The sequence below is a fragment of the Nostoc sp. genome (genome assembly GCF_035638895.1).
Taxonomy (GTDB): domain Bacteria; phylum Cyanobacteriota; class Cyanobacteriia; order Cyanobacteriales; family Nostocaceae; genus Nostoc.
The window spans coordinates 1-6,032 of the sequence record NZ_DASQZC010000313.1 but is presented as its reverse complement, the minus strand read 5'-3'; the positions used below and the strand labels follow the sequence as shown (position 1 = coordinate 6,032).

The 6,032-nt window shown below is 42.9% G+C and carries 12 protein-coding genes; 5 read left to right on the top strand and 7 right to left on the bottom strand.

Annotated elements, in window-relative coordinates:
• From VE944_RS15340 to VE944_RS15320, 5 genes are all read right to left on the bottom strand, one after another.
• A partial coding sequence (locus VE944_RS15340; RefSeq protein WP_324978416.1) for a hypothetical protein occupies nt 1–285 on the bottom strand: 285 nt, incomplete at its 3' end.
• A gap of 495 nt (nt 286–780) precedes the next feature.
• On the bottom strand, nt 781–1,368 hold the full coding sequence (locus VE944_RS15335; RefSeq protein ID WP_324978415.1) for an HNH endonuclease: 588 nt from the start codon (nt 1,366–1,368) through the stop codon (nt 781–783).
• A 9-nt stretch (nt 1,369–1,377) separates the two neighbouring features.
• A complete protein-coding gene (locus VE944_RS15330; protein WP_324978413.1) occupies nt 1,378–1,602 on the bottom strand; it encodes a hypothetical protein in 225 nt (74 codons plus the stop codon).
• Nucleotides 1,603–1,773: 171 nt separating this feature from the next.
• Entirely contained in the window at nt 1,774–2,673 is a 900-nt protein-coding gene (locus tag VE944_RS15325; RefSeq protein ID WP_324978411.1) for a hypothetical protein, read from the bottom strand.
• A 59-nt stretch (nt 2,674–2,732) separates the two neighbouring features.
• Entirely contained in the window at nt 2,733–3,374 is a 642-nt protein-coding gene (locus VE944_RS15320; RefSeq protein WP_324978409.1) for a hypothetical protein, read from the bottom strand.
• 205 nt (nt 3,375–3,579) lie between these two features.
• Between VE944_RS15320 and VE944_RS15315 the strand changes: the two genes are divergently transcribed.
• The 4 genes from VE944_RS15315 to VE944_RS15300 all read left to right on the top strand — a co-directional run bounded on the left by VE944_RS15315 (nt 3,580) and on the right by VE944_RS15300 (nt 4,566).
• Nucleotides 3,580–3,834: a hypothetical protein gene (locus VE944_RS15315; RefSeq protein WP_324978406.1), complete on the top strand. Its 255-nt coding sequence runs from the start codon at nt 3,580–3,582 to the stop codon at nt 3,832–3,834.
• Between the two features lie 198 nt (nt 3,835–4,032).
• The gene (locus VE944_RS15310) at nt 4,033–4,227 is read left to right on the top strand and encodes a DUF6888 family protein (RefSeq protein WP_414690130.1); all 195 of its coding nucleotides are present in this window, start codon (nt 4,033–4,035) and stop codon (nt 4,225–4,227) included.
• A complete protein-coding gene (locus VE944_RS15305; RefSeq protein WP_324978402.1) occupies nt 4,202–4,378 on the top strand; it encodes a DUF6887 family protein in 177 nt (58 codons plus the stop codon). The genes VE944_RS15310 and VE944_RS15305 overlap by 26 nt, the downstream gene beginning before the upstream one ends.
• Nucleotides 4,375–4,566, top strand: a complete 192-nt coding sequence (locus VE944_RS15300) for a DUF6887 family protein (protein ID WP_324978401.1) — start codon at nt 4,375–4,377, stop codon at nt 4,564–4,566. Before VE944_RS15305 ends, VE944_RS15300 begins: the two co-directional genes overlap by 4 nt.
• Nucleotides 4,567–4,667: 101 nt before the next feature.
• On the opposite strand, the gene VE944_RS15295 is transcribed toward VE944_RS15300, so the two are convergent.
• Both VE944_RS15295 and VE944_RS15290 read right to left on the bottom strand, forming a co-directional pair.
• Nucleotides 4,668–4,991, bottom strand: coding sequence for a hypothetical protein (locus tag VE944_RS15295; protein WP_324978399.1), 324 nt, complete (start codon nt 4,989–4,991; stop codon nt 4,668–4,670).
• 1 nt (nt 4,992) lies between these two features.
• Nucleotides 4,993–5,211: a hypothetical protein gene (locus tag VE944_RS15290; RefSeq protein ID WP_324978398.1), complete on the bottom strand. Its 219-nt coding sequence runs from the start codon at nt 5,209–5,211 to the stop codon at nt 4,993–4,995.
• 152 nt (nt 5,212–5,363) lie between these two features.
• On the opposite strand from VE944_RS15290, the gene VE944_RS15285 reads away from it, so the two are divergent.
• Nucleotides 5,364–6,032, top strand: a 669-nt coding sequence (locus VE944_RS15285; protein ID WP_324978396.1) for a hypothetical protein, incomplete at its 3' end; no start/stop codon positions are given.

Here is a 6,032-nt window from a genome sequence, read left to right as displayed (position 1 = left end):
TTTGACATTGGGAGCTAAATCGATTTTGATGGGGTCGATATTAGCCGAGAGTTTCTTGATTTGTTCGTTGAATTTTGAAGAGTCTATCTCAACGGGAATAAATATTGGTTGTAGTTGCTGTAGTTGCGATCGCAGTCCCTTGAGTTGCTGCTCAAAATCCTTGGCATCTAGTTTGGCGCGAACAGCAATAGACCCCGCATCGGTTGATTGCAACTTCTTTAAGTCACTGTCGAATTGGGAACGATCCAGGCTAAGTTTAATTGAAGCAGAACCTAAACTTCCCATGACCTGACTTTTTACTTACATCATGGCTTAAGTTCCCTCAAAGCAAAAAACCACCCAGTTGGGTGGCTTTATCAAAAAATTGGGTTTAAAACTTCGCCCTTCTAGGGCGACTTTTGGTAAAATAGGGTTTGTGGAAGGGTAATCAACCACTTAAAAAACCCATTTGCTACCTAACAAGTAGACGCTGCACCTTGACAACTGAATCTAGAGGGTTCTACTTCGTAGTTCTAGTATCACCTGGAAGTAGGTAAAAGATTCACAGGTACTAGACGCACAGTATTAAACTTCAAACAAATATTGCACTATGTGCAACTATGGTCGGGCAGACCAAAAGTTAACGCTTGGGGAGAGAACCACCTCTGGCTTAGATACGCAAGGATTCTAAGTTAAGTGGACTCGTGGAACCAAGAATCTCCTGGCTTTTTACAAAAATGAGCGATAGCGAAATTTTTGTAGCCAGGAGAGTGTCAACAATCATCATACTTCAGCCTTTAATTATACTTGTTCAACCTCCTTCAATTGTTCTCCCAAGGCTGCTATGTTAGTCTCTATAGTTTTGATAAAAGCCTTTTTGCTTTCAATTTCCTCTTGTAACTCCTCATGGGTAAGTGGTCGGAGATTTTCTTCACGGAAGCTTTCTATATCATCATCTTGTGAACCACAAAGCACAAAGTAAGTCCAATATTCACCATATAGGCTTGCTCTTTTCGTCTCTGGCGGGTGGTATTCCATAGCAACAATCTCCCCTTGTTGCATTAGTTGTCCCAAATGATATTTAGGCGTTTTCCAGTGGCTAGGAAAGCGAATGCATGATTTTTGGGCAATAATTTCTGGCGTGTCTTCTGGCATAGCGTTACCTCGTTTGTTATTACAGCCTTTGCAAGCTGTTCTGAGATTTTTGAGTTTGTTATTGCCACCTTTAGAAAGTGGAATGAAATGGTCAATGGTTAGCGAATATGTTGTAAGTGCGACTTCACACCAAAAGCACTTCATGCCGTACTTTTCAATCAGCAGGGATTTACGATATTGCATCTGTCTGGGAGAATGCCGCTTGTGTCGGCGCAAGCTAACTGGACTATTCATGTTCACCCGTCACATCTGCGCTTTTCTTGCAGATAAGCAGGCTCGAACAAGGAAGCAAGCTGCGTCTGTGCTTTTAGAGTGGAGAAATGCGTAATTTGCCAAACCATCTAGCAACTCATCAAAGGTCAAACCCTGCTTTTCAAGGGTGGCGACAATTTCAGCCGTGATGTTGCACACGAAGTCATACCTATGTTCGGTGACTGCTATGCTCAGAGCGTCGGTTAATTGATTCATGCTTATCTCCTACCGTCACCCCGGTGACAGATGGTATTTTGGCTGCATTCGTCGTTGGTAGCTTGTACGGGAGGGGTAAAAGAGTGCATTAGAAATAGAGCAGTTAACAAACTTGCTGAAAAATTTTTCAGATTCATAGATTTTGATAATTGGTGTAAAACTTGTTGGAACTTATGCCTTAATCTGCGCCGGACTAGTTTGTTGGACGTGTTGCATCCACTGCCTAATTGCCTCTAATTCCTCAAATTCTGGGCTTAGTACACCAGTTACGTGTTTCTTGTAAGAATTCTCAGCATGAAGTGGATGGTCGATTTTGTCAGCAGCCCAAGCCAAACACATGGTTTTGACAAGTTCATCAACCAAACTTTGGCCAAGCTGGCTTGGAGTCTTAGCATCCTGGAAATGTAGCCACTCTTTGACTAAATCCAGTGGGTAATCAAGCAGTGTGCGAATTTGTTTAACCCGTAAGTCTTGGGGGTGGACATCTGGCACTACAGTCAATGGTGGTTGTTGGTCAGCAATTGAAATATCAACTGTGTTGCCTTCTTCATCGACTTGACAATCCAACTCCTCTGGTGTGTAAGCCACACTGCCAGCAAAAATATCTGGACAGTACCAGCGCACCCCATTAGACATTGCACGGTTAAACATCATGTTGCGGGGAAACTTCTTCCAGGTGTGGCCGTTCTTGCCATCCAACGCACCAGCAGCTTGGGCATCATCTCTAGTAAAAGTGCTTTCGCCTATCACCTCGCCATTTTCATAAAACACAATGGTGCAGCCGTCGTTATCGTGGCGGGTGATGCGGTAGTTGTATTTGCCGCTACGCTTTACCGCCGCCGCCATTAAATTGGCCCCAATAGACGGTTTGCCGTTGATGATATGAACTCCGACCATTGACGCAAGAGGGCCAAATCCTAATTCCAGCCCTGCCAAAACTTTTACCCCACACTGAGCCGCTTCTTTGGCATCAGCGAAAAACCCAGACTTGGCAAGCATGGCTGAAAGACGGCTTAGGTCATCAATATTACGAATAGCTAAACTGCCTGTAACTTGTGGTATATCGCTCATGTGATTTCACCTCGTTCATGAAAAATTTTTCAGGATGGGCATTACGCCCACCCATTGACTTACGCTGCTACCAATTCCATGCTTTTAGTCGGGGCTGGATAATTCTTTAACCGCTCCCATTCCTCATCGGTAAGTTTGTCAAAAGGAATATCGAGTAAGTCGTCAAGACTTAGTACAATTTTTGGGATTGCAACTTCAAGCCGTTGCCCCAAGAAATTTTCTACTGCTATTTGGTGTTTGCATTTAACTGAGCGGTAGTGACAATCAGCACATTCGCATCGCTCGTTGGGTTCTAAGTTATTTGGGCGAACAACATAGTAGTGGTTATTTTCGCAGTTATGCACAACGAACTCATCACCATGCTGCTCTAGAACTTCAATGGTTAAAGCCCGTTCAATTCTTGCGCCAGTCAACGCTACTGTGTCTGTCGGCTGGTGCTTGACTAATGTACCTGCAACATACTGCGATTTCACCCAATCAGTCGCCTCACAATAAAGCGCAGAGCGGTAAATCTCAACTCCCGAAACAGATACATACCAAGGGTTTTCCAAATTGAAACTATCGTGAGAAAGTTCGGCAATCACAACGCCGTTAACAACAGCTTCAAAGTTGTAAAACCCGTCAATGTCGGTGAAGGTCACATCATCTTCATTTAAGATTTTGATGAACGCAATAGGATTAATTGTTGCTTGTGTCATCATTGAAATACTCCATCTTTATGGTGGGTGATTTGATAAAAGGCGATCGCTTATCTTTCCAGGGAGGGCGGTCGTCTTTTGCTTTCTGTATCTACTGTATTGATTTTACGATACAATGTCAAGCACCATAAGGTACAATACACTCAATACCTTGCAATACAGGTTCGGCGAGAATAAATTAAAGGTATGCAGTATTGAAAAATTTATTATGACGACCAAAAGACAAAGGACTTTTATCTCGATTGAGATAGACCCCAAAACCAAGGATGCTTTTAGCAAAAAACTGGGAGAAGAGGGAAAAACAGTTACAGGCGCTCTTAAACAATTTATTGAAGATTACTTGAGCAAGGAAGAGTCCATCCCGAACTCGCAGAATCTAACAGAGTTTGTTAAGCGTCTAGAAGAAGTTGAGAAGAAAGTAGGCATTGAGAACGCACAACTATTGGGGGAATCCGTCGCCTGAGAGAGGAAAACGAATCTCTCAGGCAAACTCACGCTCAGTTATTAAATTTACTCAATAAACAAAAACCCGCCCCTCATCAGGCGGGTTAAATGTTTTTTAGGGATATATAGCTTATTACAATACTTGTAACGTATAATCAATACAAATATTCAGCGATCGCGCCAATGACCATCAAGCAAGTCTTAGGAGGGGAATTAATTGGAGCCAACGGCAGAACAAAAAACAGCGATGTACAGAATTTGTCAGCAATTAACCAAGATGTACACACCCATATACTTAATCACCACTGATAGGAGAACAGGTGATTTAATCATCATTGCAGGCGAAGAAACAGAGATATCAATCAGCCCCGAAGGGAAGGTGAACTATGACTCAACCGAAGCCGAATTTTGAACAAATGACTATCAAGCAGCTAAGAACTTATGTCTTAGCTCACAGAGATGATGAAGACGCAATACACGCTCTTGCTATACGTCTACGGAATGAAGGAAGGACAGGTACAGTAGATGAATTTTTGGCACATCTTCAACAGCAAACCGAATGAGCGATACAAACTACCAAGCAATGACCCAAAAGGAATTGCGGGATTATGTGAGACGCAATCCTCAAGATGAAGATGCTTTTCAGTACTATCTCAACATTATTCGCTCCCGTCCTGGCGTGTTTTGCACAACTTTGGAAGAAGCGGACGCGGAAATGCAAAGGCGAATAGGCCAGCAAGCGCAACAATAAAAAGTGATCACTCTCCACCAAGAGTGATCGCTTTGACATGGTAGTTGCCGCGCTCAAATACACCTGAATAAACTTACGGATCTACAAATTCAACGCCCGATTTAGCCTCCTTTGACTTGTGACTTGCAAGGCGCAGGAAAATCTAGCTTCCATTGCCCATCGGCAGGAAAATCGCAGTATACAGTAACTTGTTTGTCAACAAAGTCGTAAACAACATCTTTGACTATAAAACCCCACTCATAGTCAATGTTGTCTTCCTCGTTCCGCATCGGCAGGATAAGTGTTTCGCCAATTCTTGGAATCCATCTAGAAGTAGGCAATTCAACAGCAAACTCCATGTCATCAGAAAAACCACTACCGACAAAAATATGGAGCGGAAAGTCTTGAGGATTAGTATGCAAAAAAGGTGTGGATAAGCCAAGCATACTACCTCCTAAAAAGCCCTAAAAATTCACCAACTATACGAATCAAAATTAAAGATCCGATGATGCCGAATGCCATTTTTAGCGATAGCTCCTTGCTAAATTTTGCAAAATCTTTTCTAAATTCACTTATCTCTTGACGCAAAGCAGCCAGTTCATCAACTGCTGGGTTTGTCTGCTTGGGTGGAACAGGCTGCAAGGGTCTTTTTTGAGGATTAGTCATAATACACACTGCTAACTTATATACCTAGCAATCCCAAAATCAACCCACGTCTAACCACTTCCTGAAAAATTTTTCATAAACCAGACCGTTCAAAATATCACCCCATTGCATTTGGGGTTAATTCCGTTCGCCTATACAAAGGAGATAAGGCAATGAATAGAGAATTTACGCTTGAGCTTGCTCAACAGTTACACGATAGCAACCAGATTGTAGATTTTGATTGGGCTTGGCAAGTGCTTGGGTATAGCCGAAAGGACAGCGCCAAACGAACACTAGTTAGTTACTTTGAGCGAGATTTAGATTATTTCACGCAATCACCAGAGGAATCCCCAGAAGCCTTACCCCATGATATTTTCCACTTCGAGGTGGAAAACTCAAAGTCAGGTAGACCAGTAGAAAAAATCTATTTGACAGTGGAATGTTTCAAAGAGATGGGGATGCTGGCTAAGAGTGAAGAGGGTAAGCAGATCCGCAAATATTTTCTGACTTGTGAAGCGATCGCCAAGCAATCAGTAAAAGCAATTCCACAGTTACAACAAAAATTTGAGCAGCAAAACCAAGTAATTGAACAACAAGGTAGAGCGATCACCGAGCTTCAATCTCAAATACGAAACCTGTTGCCGATATCAGCTGATTTCATGCCGCCTGGGTGGGACGCGGATGTATGGGAGAAGTTACCGCCACAGGATAAACGGCATTTCAAGTTTATGTTTCGTCGCCGCTCTTTTCGCCCTGGCAATGAAACTGAGGTCAAACTATTACCCGCTATCAGTCATCAAATGAGGCTTCAGCAAAGGACTGAGGTTGAGCGACTGATTGGT